Annotated in this window: 16 protein-coding genes and 2 pseudogenes; 7 read left to right on the top strand and 11 right to left on the bottom strand. The window is 69.1% G+C overall.

Annotation, left to right across the window (positions count from 1 at the left end):
- The first annotated feature begins 103 nt into the window (after positions 1 to 103).
- On the top strand, positions 104 to 1,411 hold the full coding sequence (locus tag ABIE67_RS07750) for a hypothetical protein (RefSeq protein WP_370255538.1): 1,308 nt from the start codon (positions 104 to 106) through the stop codon (positions 1,409 to 1,411).
- Between the two features lie 103 nt (positions 1,412 to 1,514).
- Here ABIE67_RS07750 and ABIE67_RS07745 read toward each other — a convergent pair whose 3' ends face one another.
- From ABIE67_RS07745 to ABIE67_RS07730, 4 genes are all read right to left on the bottom strand, one after another.
- Complete coding sequence (locus ABIE67_RS07745) at positions 1,515 to 2,612, bottom strand: hypothetical protein (protein WP_370255537.1); 1,098 nt, start codon at positions 2,610 to 2,612, stop codon at positions 1,515 to 1,517.
- Between the two features lie 229 nt (positions 2,613 to 2,841).
- Complete coding sequence (locus tag ABIE67_RS07740; protein ID WP_030724363.1) at positions 2,842 to 3,063, bottom strand: helix-turn-helix transcriptional regulator; 222 nt, start codon at positions 3,061 to 3,063, stop codon at positions 2,842 to 2,844.
- Positions 3,063 to 3,554 (bottom strand): DUF2975 domain-containing protein, encoded by a 492-nt coding sequence (locus tag ABIE67_RS07735; RefSeq protein WP_370255536.1) that lies wholly within the window; start codon positions 3,552 to 3,554, stop codon positions 3,063 to 3,065. The genes ABIE67_RS07740 and ABIE67_RS07735 overlap by 1 nt, the downstream gene beginning before the upstream one ends.
- 255 nt (positions 3,555 to 3,809) lie before the next feature.
- Positions 3,810 to 4,868, bottom strand: a complete 1,059-nt coding sequence (locus ABIE67_RS07730; protein ID WP_370255535.1) for a hypothetical protein — start codon at positions 4,866 to 4,868, stop codon at positions 3,810 to 3,812.
- 150 nt (positions 4,869 to 5,018) lie between these two features.
- Between ABIE67_RS07730 and ABIE67_RS07725 the strand changes: the two genes are divergently transcribed.
- Positions 5,019 to 5,672 (top strand): TetR/AcrR family transcriptional regulator, encoded by a 654-nt coding sequence (locus ABIE67_RS07725; RefSeq protein WP_370255532.1) that lies wholly within the window; start codon positions 5,019 to 5,021, stop codon positions 5,670 to 5,672.
- Here the strand turns inward: ABIE67_RS07725 and ABIE67_RS07720 are convergent.
- Positions 5,673 to 5,901, bottom strand: a pseudogene (locus tag ABIE67_RS07720) (IS5/IS1182 family transposase); the annotation flags it as partial. It lies immediately after the preceding gene.
- 275 nt (positions 5,902 to 6,176) lie between these two features.
- A complete protein-coding gene (locus tag ABIE67_RS07715) occupies positions 6,177 to 6,740 on the bottom strand; it encodes a hypothetical protein (protein WP_370255530.1) in 564 nt (187 codons plus the stop codon).
- 307 nt (positions 6,741 to 7,047) lie between these two features.
- On the opposite strand from ABIE67_RS07715, the gene ABIE67_RS07710 reads away from it, so the two are divergent.
- The 3 genes from ABIE67_RS07710 to ABIE67_RS07700 all read left to right on the top strand — a co-directional run bounded on the left by ABIE67_RS07710 (position 7,048) and on the right by ABIE67_RS07700 (position 8,681).
- Positions 7,048 to 7,632, top strand: coding sequence for an SUKH-4 family immunity protein (locus tag ABIE67_RS07710; protein ID WP_370255526.1), 585 nt, complete (start codon positions 7,048 to 7,050; stop codon positions 7,630 to 7,632).
- Between the two features lie 42 nt (positions 7,633 to 7,674).
- Complete coding sequence (locus ABIE67_RS07705) at positions 7,675 to 8,193, top strand: maleylpyruvate isomerase family mycothiol-dependent enzyme (RefSeq protein WP_370255520.1); 519 nt, start codon at positions 7,675 to 7,677, stop codon at positions 8,191 to 8,193.
- Between the two features lie 191 nt (positions 8,194 to 8,384).
- Positions 8,385 to 8,681 carry a hypothetical protein gene (locus ABIE67_RS07700; RefSeq protein WP_370255515.1) on the top strand — a complete coding sequence of 99 codons (297 nt, stop codon included), beginning with the start codon at positions 8,385 to 8,387 and terminating at the stop codon, positions 8,679 to 8,681.
- A gap of 150 nt (positions 8,682 to 8,831) precedes the next feature.
- On the opposite strand, the gene ABIE67_RS07695 is transcribed toward ABIE67_RS07700, so the two are convergent.
- The 3 genes from ABIE67_RS07695 to ABIE67_RS07685 form a co-directional block, all read right to left on the bottom strand.
- On the bottom strand, positions 8,832 to 9,443 hold the full coding sequence (locus tag ABIE67_RS07695; protein WP_370255510.1) for a DJ-1/PfpI family protein: 612 nt from the start codon (positions 9,441 to 9,443) through the stop codon (positions 8,832 to 8,834).
- A gap of 70 nt (positions 9,444 to 9,513) precedes the next feature.
- A complete protein-coding gene (locus ABIE67_RS07690; RefSeq protein WP_370255506.1) occupies positions 9,514 to 9,711 on the bottom strand; it encodes a hypothetical protein in 198 nt (65 codons plus the stop codon).
- Positions 9,712 to 10,149: 438 nt separating this feature from the next.
- Positions 10,150 to 10,278, bottom strand: coding sequence for a hypothetical protein (locus tag ABIE67_RS07685; protein ID WP_370255502.1), 129 nt, complete (start codon positions 10,276 to 10,278; stop codon positions 10,150 to 10,152).
- Between the two features lie 403 nt (positions 10,279 to 10,681).
- Here ABIE67_RS07685 and ABIE67_RS07680 point away from each other — a divergent pair, with 403 nt between their 5' ends.
- Entirely contained in the window at positions 10,682 to 11,932 is a 1,251-nt protein-coding gene (locus tag ABIE67_RS07680; RefSeq protein ID WP_370255498.1) for a VTC domain-containing protein, read from the top strand.
- A gap of 68 nt (positions 11,933 to 12,000) precedes the next feature.
- Positions 12,001 to 13,308, top strand: a pseudogene (locus ABIE67_RS07675) (cytochrome P450).
- A 55-nt stretch (positions 13,309 to 13,363) separates the two neighbouring features.
- Here ABIE67_RS07675 and ABIE67_RS07670 read toward each other — a convergent pair.
- Together ABIE67_RS07670 and adh are read right to left on the bottom strand one after the other, a co-directional pair.
- Positions 13,364 to 13,492, bottom strand: coding sequence for a hypothetical protein (locus ABIE67_RS07670; protein WP_370255493.1), 129 nt, complete (start codon positions 13,490 to 13,492; stop codon positions 13,364 to 13,366).
- A gap of 271 nt (positions 13,493 to 13,763) precedes the next feature.
- Positions 13,764 to 15,287: an aldehyde dehydrogenase gene (adh, locus tag ABIE67_RS07665; protein ID WP_370255488.1), complete on the bottom strand. Its 1,524-nt coding sequence runs from the start codon at positions 15,285 to 15,287 to the stop codon at positions 13,764 to 13,766.
- Between the last annotated feature and the right edge of the window lie 45 nt (positions 15,288 to 15,332).

The raw sequence follows: 15,332 nt of genomic DNA, 5'->3' as shown, positions 1-15,332 counted from the left end.
GAAGCCGTACGTCATCGACCGTGCCCGGCCGGACAGGCCCGGAACCCTCGTCGACCGGCTGCCCGACGAGGAGAAGTCCCTCGAGGGCGAATGGAGTGCGGACATGGTGCGGGTTGTCGGCGACTGGCTGGTGTACGCCAACATGATCGACGGCACGGTCCACGCCGTACCCGTCGCGGGCGGCTCGGCCCGGACGCTGCTGGCCCGTTCCACTCTCCGTACCCGCTTCGCCAACGCACAGGACGGCAGCGTCTACATCGATGGTGGAAGCGACGAGGAGCACTGGGCCCTGCAGCACATCACGCTCGCCGAGGACGGCACTCCGGTCGCCAAGCCGGTCGTGCCACTGCCTCCGGTCACGGGGTGGGAGGTCGGCGGCATGGCCCTGGACCACGGGCGGCTGCTGCTGGCCACGGAGCGGGCGCCCGAACCGGGCGAGGGCGACACCTTCCTCACCGCCTCCGAGCTCTCCCTCGCGGCGGACGGAACCCTGACCGCCGGACCGCTCGAGGAGCTGGGCGACCTGGGGTACGAGGTACCGGACGAAGAGCCCTACATCGACGCCATGGACGCGGGCCGGCACCAGCCGTGCTACGCGGACTGCCTGCGTCTCACCAGCACGGGGGAGTCCTCCGTCGCCCACAACGTGTGCGGGGTCGGGTACGTCGTGGCGGCCGCCGGTCCCTACCGGGTGGTCCGCCCGGCGGACCAGAAGATCTGCCCGACAGGAACCGGCCGTCAGGAGGTACGCGACGGGGACAAGGTACTGAGCAGCGGTCCCCGGCGGCCCGCGGCACTGTGGGACAGCACTTTGTGGACGCCGGGCAGCGAACCTGGCACGGTCTCCGCGGTCTCTCTGCCGTCCCTGGAGACCGTGGGCACGGAGTCCGTGGGCGCCACCTGCGTTCCCGAGGAGTTGCAGGTGGTGGGCCGCTGGATCTACTGGTCCTGCGGGCCGGGCGGTGATGCGGGCGTGTACGACCGGGCCACGGGGCGGCTGATCGACCTACCGTCCGGATACGCGCAGTTGGCCGACGGCTACCTGGTCAGCCAGTCGACCGCGGCGCGCAAACTGATGATCACGTACTTCCCGGACGCGGTGCACGCCGACCGCGTGGGCACGAGCGAGCTGGGTCCGCTGCCGTCACCGCTCCGCACCCCGCAGGACCGGCGCGGCCGGTTCTGGGCGGTGGACCGCTTCGACGGCGCGGTGGCCTACCTCGACGCCTCGGGCGACGTGACCGTGAAGTGGCCCCGCGTCCGCCCTTCCCCCTTTGCCGAACCCGGTCCTGACACCCCGTTCGCGGGGACGCCGTCCCGGGCCGTGTTCGTGCTGGCGCTGGCCTGCGCGATCACCCTCCATGCCGCCCGCCGGAAGCCGTGGTCGCCGCTCCGGCGGCCATCCGCATGAGCCGGGACCCACGGGATTCTGCTGAAGGGCAGCGGATCACCGGAACACCGCAAGCGCTCCTTTCAACCAGCCACCGGACACAGCCTCGACCAGCTCACCATCTCTACCGGGTCCAGATGTGAAGCGCCTGCTCGGTCTCGGACACGGTGTACCAGGTTCCGTCGCCGAGGGCCTGTGGCAGGCCGGACACCTCGAAGGGGTAGGTGAGCCGGTCCGTCAGCCGCATGCGGGCTGTGTCGACGAGCCATTGTCGGCCGGTGCCGAATTCCTCGTCGCTTTCGACCGTTCCGACGACGACGGTGTGCTCGTCGAGGAAACCTCCTCCGTAGTCGAAGAACGCCTGTGGCTCCTCGTCCTCGCAGGTCTCGGCCTGTTCCAACGCAAGCGCGGGGTGCCGGGGGACCGCGACCGCACTCAGTTCGGCTTCCACCGTGCCGTCGGTGACTCGATGAAGAGCGAGAGCGTCCTGGTCGTGGGTGACGGTGAGAAGGCGGTCACCGCTAGGGCTCACCGCCAGCAGGACGCGGTCCGCGTCGCCGAAACAGTCGACGGTGAGGCCGTGGCCGTCCCAGCGTCCCCATCTCAGCGGAGAGCCGTCCTGTCCTTCGCCGATCGTCAGCCCCATCTGGCCGGGGTCCGGGTGCGGAACGTGGTGGGAGCCTTCGGCTGCCGTATGTGTCCGGGTACGTGCGAGGACCGTGCCGTCCACGGCGGCGATGACCAGCCACTGGTCCGCCCCGCGGCCGTGGTCGTACGCCAGGGGGCCGCGAATGTGGGCCCACACGACGGTTCCGTCCGTGGAGAAGCCGGCCGAGCCGCTGCCCGCGTACCGATGATCACGCTCGTTCGCGTATTCGGCGAAGGCGTTGTGCCCCGCACAGCCTGCCCAGCAGGGGTGCCGCAGTTCCCATTGCACGTTTCCCGCCCGATCGACGGCCCGCAGCGCGTGCGGTCCGGCGAAGACGGCCAGATCGCCGGCAGGCGACACGGCGCTTTGGCCGTACCGACGCGGCCAGGGGGCTGGAAAGCGGACGGACGAAGCCGGGGCCGACGGTCCGGGCTCCTGCACGATCAGCTCCGTGTCGCCTCGCTGTATGAGCAGCCGTCTCGCGGACCGGGACACCAGGCAGGGAGCGGCGTCGGCCCCCGCGAAGGCCAGAGGGGCGGCGATCGTGGTCACGAGGCGAGCAGGCTGCGGCACGGGAGCTCCGAAGGACGAGGGACGCTCAGCGGACCCTATGGCAGGCCGCTGACAGCAGCGTTCGACAGACTCTTGACCCTGACCGCGGTGTGCGGGCCCGAATACTGCAGCACCGAAGGCGAGCCCGCTGTAGAGACGGTGCTGCGGGTGATCGACGATCCACGTCCGTGCGGACCACGTGCCGTGTCACGAGCCGACGGTGCCAGGCGTTTTCACGGCCCTGGGCACGTCATCCACCCGCGGCATCCTCGGCCTCCCAGCGCAGCAGGTCGCCCGGCTGGCACTCGAGCACCTCACAGAGCGCGGCGAGGGTCGCGAAGCGCACCGCCTTGGCGCGGCCGTTCTTGAGGACCGCCAGGTTGGCGGGCGTGATGCCCACGCGGTCCGCGAGCTCACCCACGGACATCTTCCGACGGGCCAGCATCACGTCGATGTCGACGGCGATCGGCATCAGATCACCTCGTCCAACTCGGCCTGCATCTGCGCCGCTTCGACGTCCCGCGCGACGGCCTGGGCGAGCAGCATCCGCAGCACGAGCACGATGAGCGCGACCCCCAGGATGGCCACGCCGACCCCGGCCATGATGACGGTGACACCCGGATCCTCCCGCTGGCCGGGCGCGTTGACGGCCGTGACCGCGAACCACACCAGGGCAGCCGCCACCATCGCGCCGATCACGCCGTCCACGTACCGGAAGGCGGTGTGGGAGAACACGGTTCCGCGTCGCACCATCGTCACCAGTCGCCATACGCAGACCAGGGCGACCTGGACCGACACCATGCCCAGGATCGTGATCACGCGCAGCGGGGTCAGCGGGAGCGACCCGTCCTCCGGGTCGTTCCCGCTGACCAACGCCCACACCATCAATGCCTGCACGAACACGGTGCCGGCGAGCACCACCACCAGCACGGCACGCAGCGCACGCACTGTCAGCTTTCCCATGACCTGTCCTTCCATCGAGATGCGATGGGAATCTATCGATATTCGATAGGCGGGGCAAGGGGTGGGACGTAGGGTGGGAAGCGGCTCGTGCTCCCGGGCGAGGGGGTGATCCGCCTCCCGAGCCGGCCGCGCTCATCATCGGGCCGTGCTCCCCGCCGACGAGAGATCAGCACCAGCGGGAATACGGCGGGCGGACTCACGCTCCGCCGATGCCGCAGTGGGGTGGCTGCCGGCAGCGACGGCAGCCACCCGAGCTCACCCTGCTGCAGCTGGGTCGGAGCTTGTGCGGGTCCGGCTGCGGCCGTACTTCGCGAGCGTGTGGAAGGCGGCTTTGGGCTCCCACGGCAGGCTCGGGTACGCGGTACCCGTGCGGCCGCCGTCGAGGACCTTGACCACGCCGAAGGACGCCTTGTCGAAGTCGCGGTCGTCGTCGGCGCCCGTGTGCGGGAGGTCGTAGCGGGCGAAGGTGTTGACAAAGGCGGCGTCGATGGCGGAATCGTCGAAGGTGTCGATGAGTTCACGTAGGTAGTCGGCTTGTTCCTGTTCGTCACGCGATACGGGGCTGGTGAACTGCACCGGACGGGCGCGGTCGTCCCACGCGATGACGGCGTCTCCCCGGCCGCCGGCATCGGCGGCCCCGCGGTAGGTGGTACAGCCGAACTCTGTGACGGCGGCCGGTTTGCCGTGTGCGGTCAGTGCCCGCAGGCCGTCGGCGAGCCGGTCGGCGGTCCGTGCGTCGCGGTAGCCGGCGTCGGTGGCGACTATGTCGAACGGCGTCCAGTCGACGCCCTCGAACGGCAGTGAGGCGTACCCGATCCGGCCGCCGAACCGGGTACGCACCGCGGCGACCGCCTTGCCGAGGAAGGCGTTGACCTGGGCGGGGAGGCCGGGCAGTGCGGCCCGCAGCCGCTGCGGGTCGGCGAGGACGGCGGCGCGTTCCTCGAAGGTGTCGCCGGGGAGCATGCCGACGGTGAAGAGGGAGATCTCCGAGCCGGTGAGGAAGACGACCTCGGCGCCTCCACGTCGCAGCCGTTCCGCGCGTTCGGCGCTGTCGGTGAGGAAGTCGAGGAGTTCTCCGGTGGTGAGGCCGTTGGTGAACGGCGAGTACCACACCTCCAGTTGGGCGTCGGCCGCGTACCGCGCGGCCGTCTCGAGCCGGTCGCGGTCGCCACCGGTGACGCGTACGGCGTCACAGCCCAGCTCGTTGCGGATGATCTGCATCTCGCGGCGGACGATGACGGGGTCGAAGGGTTCGCGGGTGGTGGTTCCCGCGGTGGTGAAGCCGGTGTCGTAAGTGATGCCGAAGGTGCGCACGACGGGTGCTCTCCTCACGATCTACGATGCTTGCCGCGCTTATTGGGTACGCACCGTACCTTAAGTGTGGTGTGGCGTGGGATGTGCGGGGCGCCGGAAAGTACGATGCGTACCGTAGATCCAGCTGTGTGGGGCGAGAGAGGACTGCCGGTGGCGCAAGCGGGGAAGGAACCGCGGCAGACCGCGGCGACGCGGCGACGCGGGGCCGAGCTGGAGGAGGCCATCCTGCAAGCGGCTGCCGAGGTGCTGAAGGAGTCCGGCGTCCCGGCCCTGACGATGGACGAGGTGGCCCGGCGGGCCGGGACGAACAAGAACGCGCTGTACCGGCGCTGGCCGAACCGCGTCGCGCTCGGCGTGGCGGCCTACCGCCGACTGGCCGCGACGGAGACCGTGCTGCCCGACACCGGCTCGCTGCGCGGCGATGTCCTGGAGATGCTGCGGCGCGCGAACAGCACCTGGTCATCACCGTTCGGGGAGATCCTGCGCGGCCTGATCGCGGCAGCCGGCAGCACTCCGGAGCTCCTGGCCAAGCTGCGCGACTCGGCGGACGGTGCGCACGAGGCGTCATGGCTGACCTTGCTCGGCCGGGCGGTGGCCCGCGGCGACGCCGCGCCCGAGGCACTGCACCCCCGAGTCGCGTACGCGCCCATGGCGCTGCTGCGCAACGAGTATGTGATGCTCGGAGTTCCGGCGGTGCCCGACGCCGTCCTCGTCGAGATCGTCGATGAGGTCTTCCTGCCACTGGTCCATGGGCGGGGCCCGCACCGCGGCACATCAGCCTTCCACGGCCCGCGCCAGTCGTGATCACGTAGTGGGGCGGAGGCTTCGGAGCCAGACCATCGACTCGCGCAGGTGGAGCCCGGCGAGGTGGATCTCGGGTGTCCTGTGGTAACGCGTAGCCAGACCGCGCCACGCCTTGATCTTGGTTATGCAGCGTTCCACGGTGTTGCGGTCCTTGTAGAGCTCGGCGTCGTGCGCGACCGGCCTGCCCCCTGCGGCCCTTGTTCTTGCGGTTGGCGGTCTGGTCGCGCCGGGGTTTCCGCGTGGAACTTCGACGTCCTCACTCCGCGCATGGGTCAACGGGAGCACTGCCGTACCCGACGCTGGTACAGATCACCACATGTGCTCGTTACTCGGCGCGACGTGATCGCCTGCAGCGAGAACTCGCCAACTCGCATGCACAACCGCCAACAAGCCTGAACGGTCACACTCGTGTGACTGAGCGCCGTACTCGGCCAGACCGGCCGAGTACGGCGCTCAGTGAGGTGCGTCAGCAGCGAGCCAGGTCGTCGGGAGCGGCCGACGGCGTCACTGCCCGGTCGTTCCAAGGATCTGGTCGGCCGTTGCGAAGCGGTGCTCCGGCGGCTTCAGCACTTCGTAGAGGTAGCCGAAGTACTCCGTTGCCGCCGTTCCGGTGAGCACCGCCAGCAGGAAGGCGAGGCATCCCATGTCGTGGTGCTCCCACAGGGGGCCGCGCCCCTCGTTGTAGAGCACGGTCCAGTCGTCGGGGTGCTGACCGGGCCGCGCCAGCCAGTACAGGAACGCTCCCGTGCCCTCCTCGAATGCCCACGGCAGGACCCTCGCCCCCGCCTGCTGCAGGCCGGCGGGCTTCTCCTCGAACTCCCACAGGTCGGCCAGGATCTCGTGCCGCTCCGTTGTCTGCGCGTGCAGGTCACAGTCGTCGTAGGCGGAGTCGGGGACGAGCAGCCAGATCGTCTCGTCGAAGATGCCGTCGCCGTATGTCTCGACGAGCCGCTTGTAGTCGGCGGGCAGAGCCAGACCGAGGGCGCGCTCGGCTTGCGCCCAGTCCACCGCGGGTGGCGGATCGGCGGGCGGCGGGCAGAGGCGGACGAGCGCATCGAGGGCGGCCATGGAACGGACGCTACCGGGATACCAGCCGGTACCCGTGGGAGGGTCGACAGGCCGGGCGAAGATCGGCAGCGGAACCCGGCCCAGGTACCGCTCGCCGGGTGAAGACCTCGGCACGCCGGGAGCTGCGTCTGTCGGGTAGTCGATGAGCGCCGCGCACTTGGCCGGTTGGGCCACCTACAGCACCCAGTCACAGTGTGGTCGGGCAGCCGGATCACAGGAGGGGCGCATACCGTCGTGTTCGCCGGCTGGCTGTGCGATTGACTGGGCCGGCATGACCGAACGATGCGAGCTTCATGGGGGCCACGCAGTGACGAGCAACGATATTCCGCTGATACCGGACGCGGTGTGGCTGGAGGAACGACTGGGCGAAGGCTCGCTCTGGCGACCGGACGAGGCCGCTCTGCCGGCCGAACTGACGCATGCCGGGTCGAGGGAGTTCCTGCTCACGGTCGGCTTTCCCGCCGTCGACCTCGACGTCGTGGGGATCGACACGCTGCACTTGCGGGACGAGGACGGGATGGAACCGTTCGACGCCGACGAAATCTACGGGGAGCGCTACCCCGACGACGACTCCCCGCCCACGAACTTCTGCTTCACCGTGGCCACCTGGGGCGACCAGCACCTGATGCTCGACGCGGCCAACGGCGGCATCACCCACTACGACCCCAACGGTTGGGACCACGGGGCCGGATGGAAGGGACCGGCCGCCGATGACCTCCCCATGCTGGCTGTGCTCCTCGGGCTGATCGCGGAGTCCAGCAGCGCCCTGGAAACGGCCGACGACGCCGCACGCGCGGCCGCCGCCACAGAGCTGCGCAAGCGCATGATCGAACACGAACCGTATGTGGACGACTCCGCGTTCTGGGACGAGATCTTCGAGTGTCTGGGCTGAGAACGCGTCGACGAGGACGTGCGTCGCCGGGCGGCAGGGACCGTGGCCGCCCGCATCATGGGCGGCCCGGACGCGAGCGGTGAGCAGTTCTTGCGGCAGCTCGCTGAGTCGTCCGCGAATTCCTGGCCGCGACCACCCTCCCCGGCCGGGCTGGAGGCATCCTGGGCACGCGCCACCGACGTGGACTGGAGCCGTCCGGTGACGTTCCGCAACTCGGACCTCGCCGCAACCGTCTTCGCACGCTGGCGCGAGGCATGGATCCACATGGTCGATCTGGAACTCGGCGTGCGGCCGGACGACTGGCCCGGGGTCCTGGCCGCACACGCCATCGACTTCCTCCTCGGCCGCCGTCCGGCAGGCACACGCGTCCGCGCCGAGGACGTGGGCCGCCAGTGGTCCGTAGGCGACGGGCCGCCGGGCACGGTGGTTACCGGAGGCGTGCGCGACCTGGCGGCCTGGCTGGCCGGACGTACGCCCGTCGTGTCACCAGTGGCGGCGGAGGAGCTGCCTGCTCTCGGGCCCTGGCCGCCCCACCCTCCACAGCGCCTGGACCGCCTGTGACCTCGTCACCGGGCAGAGTGTGGGGCGCGCCGATCTCGGCCCGAGCAGGGGGAAAGAATTGACTGCATCGCCCCGTAACCGCGTACCCGTGGCCAGCCGACAGCCGGATTACGTTCTCGAAAGGAAGGAGCGCCATGCGTGCCGATATTGTTTGGTGGGACCTGTCCGCCTCCGGACAGACCATCGAGTCCATGCGTGAGTACCTGCGTGAGGAATCCGTCGCCGCGTTCTCCGAGGTGCCCGGGCTTCGCTTCAAGATGTGGCTCTCCGATCCGGACACCAACCGGTGGGGAGCCGTTCTGCTGTGGGAGTCGGAAGAGGCGTCCCAGCAGGCATTGCCCAGCCGGGCGCTCGAACTCATCGGCTGCCCACCGCAGGTCGCGCACGGGTTCGACGTGGAGGCCACGACCGAAGGCCGATACGAAACGCAACAACTCGCCCTGCAGGGGCTGGCCTTCGCCGAAACAACGCAGAGGAAATCAAGCTGACGGGCAACCGGAGGAGACAGCAGGTCCTGGCCCTCCGTTTGCTTCGCCGCGTCCAAGGCGCACGCGTACCTCGGACAACGCCACGCCCGCGAAGCGCTCAAGAGTTGTCGTCGTGATTGCAAGCGGCCCCGAAATGCTGATTGCGAGGCGTCAGCGCAGTGCAACCACGCCCGCGTGGACGGCACGCATGGCCCGATCGACAGTCTCCTGATTTTCGCCGACCGGAGCCACGTAGTCGATGACGGCGCGTGCGGCGTCCTCCCCGAGCATTCGGGTGATCAACCACGTGGCGAGATACTGGGACGCCAGGCAACCGCCCGCCGTAGCGATGTTCCCCTCGGCGTGGAACGGCGCATCCAGCACGGTGACCCCGCAGGCTTCGACAAAGGCCCGGCTCTTCATGTCCGTGCAAGCCGGCATGCCCTCCAGCAATCCGAGCCGGGCGAGCACTAGCGCGCCGGAGCACTGCGCACCGATCAGCTGTCGTGAAGGGTCGAGCAACAGCAGCTTCGAGATCAGTCGGTCGTCGGCGACCACCTCTCGCGCCTTCACCCCGCTACCGATCAGCACAGCGTCGGCTTCGGTCACGAACTCCATCGGGCGCTGTCCGGTCACCTCGACGCCGTTCATCGACGTGACCACCGGCGTCGGCGTCGTGATGAAGGCTTCCAAGCCGTCCTTGCGGCACCGGTTGATCAGCGCGGAAGCGATGAAACTGTCGAGCTCGTTGAACCCGTCGAAGGTGACCACGGCGACCTGCATCACAACTCCTTCAAGCCCGGCATCAGAAGTCCGCAGTTTCCCTGGCGCGCCGTTCCTGGTCGAGAGCCAATCAGCGGCCGGTGGCATGCCTACCGCGCGCCGTTCGGAACTGGACCAACTCGAAGAACAGCCGGCCGAGGAGCTCGCGGAGGTGCGGGCCGAGCGGGACGAACTCGCCGTCGCCGAACGTGTCCTTGAGCGGGTGAGTGAGCAGCTCGCCGACGAGCGCGCCTCGGCCGCGCCGGCGCCCGGGCAGTCGGCTTTCCACGCGGCCCGTCCTGCTGATGCTCGCGTTGTCGGCTGGCGCCGCGTTCAGTGAGCCGCGGGCAGGCGACCCACGGGGCGGAGAGGGCGACGCCTGAGCGGGGGGGAGCAGGCTCGGCTCGTTCTTGCCCACCTTCGCAACGACCACCCCTGAGGTGAGCGCTTGGTCGAGGTCTCGGTCGACGAGGCCGTCGACACTGCAGGGAGATGGTCAACCCGCAGGCGCAGAGCGGGAGTTCGCCGGGGGTGACGAGGGTCGGTCCGACGGGAGGGTGGCCTCGGCCTCCCAGTCGAGGTCGTCGCTGACCGGCGGCATGTGGATGTCGTCGTGGCGCCGATCAGGGAGCCGTCGTACTTCGTGAAGAGGGTGGGATGGGTGGGCGTCGGGCGGCCCATTTCCTTGATGTGGGTGGCGTAGTCGGGGCCGAGACGGACGATCTTGTTAGGGGTGGGGGACGACGGGGCGGGGGTCACCCCGGTCGAGTGGGACGCGGTCGCCGTTCCGGGCAGCCTGTGCCTGCCAGTTCTCGCCGGAGGCGAGCGGGGCGCCGACATCGGTGTACGGCCGCACGGCGTACCTCCATGAGGCCCTGAAGGGCCGCGGAGTCGCCCTGGGCGCAGTTCCACCGCCCCGCTCAGTCCCTCCGGGAGCAGGCTGGGCTGAAGGCTGGTGACGTAGGACCACCCGTCACCCAAGTGCCCGGAATGTCCATGCTGCGACCTGGGCCTGCCGTTTGGATCATCCCGGCGTCGCGGGGCCCTGGGGGGTGTTTCGAAAGGCCCGGGCGCCGTGGGTGCTGTGTGGGACTTTCGAAACACCCTAGGTGTCAACGCGCGCAGTTCACTTCGTGGACACCTCAGATACTCCTGAAATTACCTCGCAATTCTCAGCGGCTTCTCACATACCGCCGGTTTCGTGTGCTGCGTCGCCCGACCGGGCCGTACGACGAAGGAGGCGGATGGTGGCGCTACCGGTGACCACACGACGGAAGTCCCCGAGCCAGGAGGAGGATCGAGGCCTGGCAGAGGAACAGCCGTTGCACGTGGCCAGCAGGCTGCATGCGTTCAACCGGTTCGAGCTGAAGTACCTGGTGCCGGTCGAGCAGGCAGCCGAGATCCGGGACGAGCTGGCCGAGCGGATGGACCGTGATCTGAACAGCCCCGTGGGCGGCTACGGCGTGAGGAGTCTGTACTACGACACCCCGCAGCTGCGGTTCTACTGGGAGAAGATCGAGGGCCTGAAGTTCCGGCGCAAGCTGCGCATCCGCCACTACGGGAATCCGGACGGCGTCACCGACGAGTCCCCGGTGTGTGTGGAGATCAAGCAGCGTGTCAACCGGGTCACGCAGAAGCGCCGCATCACCCTTCCGTACGGCGTCGCCCGCCAGTTGTGCGACGGCCGCGAGATGATCGAACACTCGGCGAAGGAGGGCGCCTTCATCCAGGAGGTCCTCGAACTCGTGGTTCGGCTGAACCTCCAGCCCACCGCGATCACCGGCTACCAGCGTGAGGCCCTGGTCGGCCGCGACGCGGACACCGGGCTCCGCTTCAAGGCCGCCGTCAAGGAGCTGGCCCGCAGGGAAGGCCGCCTCGCCACCTTCATGGCCAAGCCCTTCAACGACGCGGGTGGCTCCGGCTTCCACCTCCACCTCTCGTGCGAGGACGCCGAAGGGCGCAACGCCTTCGACGACCCCGCCGGTGCCTACGGCCTGTCGGCCGAGGCCCGGCACGCCGCCGCCGGCATCCTCGCGCACGCGCCCGCCCTCGCCGCGCTGGCCAACCCGACGGTCAACTCCTGCAAACGCTTCGGCCCCGACACTCTCGCCCCCTGGCTGATCGACTGGGGTTTGGACAACCGCAGCGCCATGGTCCGCATCCCGCCCGAGCGCGGCTCCGGCGCCCGGCTGGAACTCAGGCTGGGTGACGCCAGCGCCAACCCCTATCTGCTGATCGCCGGGACCCTCGCCGCCGCGCTGCTCGGCATCGAGGCCGGCGAGGAGCCGCCGGCCCCGCTGGAGGGCTACGGCTACGATACCGGCAAGTCGGCCGTGCTGCCCATGAGCCTGTCCGCCGCGCTCGATGCGCTGGAGGCGGACACCGCCCTTACCGGCCTCCTCGGCAAGGCATTCACCACGTCCTTCCTCACCTGCAAGCGGGACGAGGTCGAACGCTTCGGGCGACACGTCACCGACTGGGAGTTCACCGAGTACGCCCACCACCTGTAGGCCGGACGCCCCTTTCGGCCGCCCAGTCAGCCCCTCAAGGCCCGAGCCCGCCCAGGAGTTTCCCACCCATGACCAGCCCCGCCACTCCCGCCACGGGCGCCGAGTTGCGCGCCGCCCTCGCCGAGCCCCTCCCGCTCGAACAGGTGAACCTCGCCGACCTCGACCACTTCGCGGACGGCGCCACGCCCTGGCGCATGTTCCACACCGTGCTCCACGAGGACCCCGTCCACTGGCAGCCCGAGGAGGCCCCCAACTCCGGGTCTGGGCCGTGACCCGGCACGCGGACATCGCCCGTGTCGACCGCGACGCCGAGACCTTCACCTCCACCAGGTTCGTCAACCTCGAAGAGGTCGACGACGACCAGATCAAGAAGCGGGCCTCCATCCTGGAGCTGGACGGCGTCCGCCACCGGGCGCTGCGCAGCGTGATCCAGCGGCAGTTCGGGGCGGCCGTCATCAACAGCTACGGCGACTTCCTGCGCGGTCTGACGGCCAAGACCCTGGACGCGGCCCTCACCAAGGGCAGCTTCGACTTCGTCAAGGAGGTCTCCGCCGACTTCCCCATCAACGTCCTCGCCCGCCTCCTCGACGTACCGCCCGAGGACAACCAGCGGCTCATCGACTGGGGCAACCGGATCATCGGCAACACCGACCCCGACTACGCCGACGTCCTGCTGCACAGCGAGGAGAGCGAGAAGTACCGCGACCTGCCGTTCCGCTCGCCCGCCTCCCTCGAAGTCTTCGAGTACGGACGGGAACTGGCCCGGCAGCGACGAGGCGGCGACGGGAACGACCTCGTCTCCAAGCTCGCCAACACCACCCCACGCGACGGAGTCCCGCTCTCCGCCCAGGACTTCGACAACTACTTCCTGCTCCTGGCCGTGGCCGGCAACGAGACCACCGGGCACACCATCACCCACTCGATGCTGGCCCTCCTCCAGCACCCCGAGCAGCTCGCCCGCCTCCAGGAGGACCCCTCCCTGATCCCCACCGCGGTCGAGGAGTTCCTGCGCTGGGCCTCGCCCGTCTACCATTTCCGCCGTACCGCGACCCGGGACGTCGAACTCGGCGGCAAGCGGGTCAAGGAGGGCGACAAGGTCGTCATGTGGTTCGCCTCAGGCAACCGTGACGAGGAGGTCTTCGGCAACCCTTACGACTTCGACGTCGCCCGGCAGCACAACGACCGCATCACCTTCGGCAAGGGCGGCCCCCCACTTGTGCCTGGGCAACCTGCTCGCCCGCACCGAGATCCGGATCATGTTCGAGGAGCTCATCCCGCGCCTGGCGACCATCCGTCTGGCCGGCGACGTGCCGCGCGTGCGCTCGAACTTCGTCAACGGCATCAAGAGACTGCCCGTCGAGGTCACCCTCGCCTGAGCGGGGTGTCCGCCGGGAGCGCCGAGTCACAGGGTGTGTTCTGTTTCTGTGCCCGTCAGGCCAGGCTGCTGAAGCTCTGGCTCGCCCACCGCGTGCCATGGCGCGCGTGTCGAACAGATCGAGCCCGAGATCGCGCGGCACCCATGCCACGCCGTTCGTAATGGCGCAGGGTCTGGATGTGCACCCCGGCTGCCTCGGCGACCTGCAGAAGGGTTCCGCGGAGATGGTCGCCGCCCAGGTCCTCTTCCGACGCAGCGGTGGGAGGCGCCGATGGGCGATGTGGAGGGCGCCTCAGCGGGACCTTGGCCCGGAAATGCCCCGGAGCTGCTGGTCAGAGCCGGGATACCGGTGGGAGATATCGGGAGTAAGGGTGCGTTTCAGCTTGCTGCTCAGCTGTGCGCGGCGAAGGGCGCCTGACTGACATCTGCCCAGGTCAGGCGCCCTTTCTTCGGTGTCTAGAAGAAGCCCAGCTTCTTCGGCGAATACGACACCAACAGGTTCTTCGTCTGCTGGTAGTGCTCCAGCATCATCTTGTGCGTCTCCCGCCCGATGCCCGACCCCTTGTAGCCACCGAACGCCGCGTGCGCCGGGTACGCGTGGTAGCAGTTCGTCCATACGCGGCCCGCCTGGATGGCGCGGCCCGCGCGGTACGCGGTGTTGATGTCCCGTGTCCACACGCCCGCGCCCAGGCCGTACAGCGTGTCGTTGGCGATCTTGACGGCGTCGTCGAAGTCGTCGAAGGACGTCACCGAGACGACCGGGCCGAAGATCTCCTCCTGGAAGATCCGCATGCGGTTGTCGCCCTCGAAGATCGTCGGCTGGACGTAGTAGCCGCCCTTCAGCTCACCGTCGTGCTCGATGCGTTCGCCGCCCGTGAGGACCCGTGCGCCTTCCTGCCGCCCGATGTCCAGGTAGGAGAGGATCTTCTCCAACTGGTCGTTGGAGGCCTGCGCGCCGATCATCGTGTCCGTGTCGAGCGGGTGGCCGCTCTTGATCTGCTCGGTGCGAGCGACCGCCGCCGCCATGAACTCGGCGTACTGGCCGCGCTGCACCAGCGCCCGCGACGGGCACGTGCACACCTCCCCCTGGTTGAGCGCGAACATGGTGAAGCCTTCGAGAGCCTTGTCCCGGAAGTCGTCGTCGGCCCCCCAGACGTCGTCGAAGAAGATGTTCGGTGACTTGCCGCCGAGTTCGAGGGTGACCGGGGTGATGTTCTCCGAGGCGTACTGCATGATCAACCGACCGGTCGTCGTCTCGCCGGTGAACGCCACTTTGGCCACCCGGGGACTGGACGCCAGTGGCTTGCCCGCCTCCACGCCGAAGCCGTTGACGATGTTCAGGACGCCCGGTGGCAGCAGGTCGGAGACCAGGCTGAGCCAGTAGTGAATGGAGGCCGGGGTCTGCTCGGCCGGCTTGAGCACCACCGCGTTGCCCGCGGCCAGCGCCGGCGCGAGCTTCCATGTCGCCATGAGGATCGGGAAGTTCCACGGGATGATCTGCGCGACCACGCCGAGCGGTTCGTGGAAGTGGTACGCCACCGTGTCGTCGTCGACCTCGCCGAGCGAGCCCTCCTGCGCCCGGATCGCGCCCGCGAAGTAACGGAAGTGATCGATGGCCAGCGGAATGTCGGCGGCCAGCGTCTCGCGCACCGGCTTGCCGTTCTCCCAGCTCTCGGCGACCGCCAGCTGCTCCAGGTTCGCCGCCATACGATCGGCAATCTTGAGCAGGATGTCGGCGCGCTCGGTCACCGAGGTCCGGCCCCAGGCGGGGGCGGCCGCGTGCGCCGCGTCGAGGGCCCGCTCCACGTCCTCCGCAGTGCCCCGCGCGATCTCGGTGAACGGCTGTCCGTTCACCGGCGACGGGTTCTCGAAGTACTGCCCCCGGATCGGCGGCACGTACTCACCGCCGATGAAGTGGTCGTAGCGCGCCTGGTAGGAGACGATCGCACCCTCGGTGCCGGGCGCCGCGTAACGGGTCATACTGCTCTGCCTCCCGAAGAAGCGCTGCCCGCCGTTGGGCAGCTC

It is taken from the genome of Streptomyces sp. V4I8, assembly GCF_041261225.1.
Classification (GTDB): Bacteria; Actinomycetota; Actinomycetes; order Streptomycetales; family Streptomycetaceae; genus Streptomyces.
The sequence above is the reverse complement of the archived record's forward strand: the minus strand, read 5'-3'. Positions and strand labels throughout refer to the sequence as shown.

Coding starts and splice junctions, on each gene's coding strand:
- ABIE67_RS07750 (WP_370255538.1), top strand. CDS start 104: ATGGTGCGGGTTGTCGGCGACTGGCTGGTGTACGCCAACATGATCGAC.
- ABIE67_RS07740 (WP_030724363.1), bottom strand. CDS start 3,063: ATGCCGATCGCCGTCGACATCGACGTGATGCTGGCCCGTCGGAAGATG.
- ABIE67_RS07735 (WP_370255536.1), bottom strand. CDS start 3,554: ATGGGAAAGCTGACAGTGCGTGCGCTGCGTGCCGTGCTGGTGGTGGTG.
- ABIE67_RS07715 (WP_370255530.1), bottom strand. CDS start 6,740: ATGGCCGCCCTCGATGCGCTCGTCCGCCTCTGCCCGCCGCCCGCCGAT.
- ABIE67_RS07700 (WP_370255515.1), top strand. CDS start 8,385: ATGCGTGAGTACCTGCGTGAGGAATCCGTCGCCGCGTTCTCCGAGGTG.
- ABIE67_RS07695 (WP_370255510.1), bottom strand. CDS start 9,443: ATGCAGGTCGCCGTGGTCACCTTCGACGGGTTCAACGAGCTCGACAGT.
- adh (WP_370255488.1), bottom strand. CDS start 15,287: ATGACCCGTTACGCGGCGCCCGGCACCGAGGGTGCGATCGTCTCCTAC.